This is a genomic window from Vibrio sp. 10N.222.49.C9 (assembly GCF_041474985.1).
Classification (GTDB): domain Bacteria; phylum Pseudomonadota; class Gammaproteobacteria; order Enterobacterales; family Vibrionaceae; genus Vibrio; species Vibrio crassostreae_C.
Window position 1 is genome coordinate 1 of sequence record NZ_JBFRVD010001341.1, and the last position, 423, is coordinate 423.

The 423-nt window shown below is 47.0% G+C and carries 1 protein-coding gene; it reads left to right on the forward strand.

Going from position 1 to position 423, the window contains the following annotated elements; genetic code table 11:
* Positions 1-423: trimeric intracellular cation channel family protein (locus AB4585_RS28195; protein WP_372172072.1), on the forward strand; the 423-nt coding region annotated here is incomplete at both ends.

Here is a 423-nt window from a genome sequence, read left to right on the forward strand (position 1 = left end):
ATGCTAGTCGCAAGTGCAACGGCCATAGGCGGCGGAACAGTCCGTGATATTTTGCTCGGCCACTACCCACTAAGTTGGGTGAAAAATCCCGAATTTTTAGTGATTACCTGTATTGCAGGCATACTCACTACTGGATTTGCCAAATGGGTAATCAAGCTCAAGGGAGTATTTATTCGCTTAGACGCTCTGGGATTGATCGTATTTAGTATTATCGGTACTAAGGTGGCGATGGGCATGGGACACCATGCGCTTATCTGTATGGTTTCAGCCTTGGTGACTGGCGTTTTTGGCGGGCTTTTAAGAGACTTAATCTGTCGTCAGACACCTCTGGTATTGCACGAAGAATTGTATGCCTCAGTGGCACTAATCGCATCGGGCTTGTACCTAACCCTACTTGAATTCGGCATTAGCGATGTTACTGCG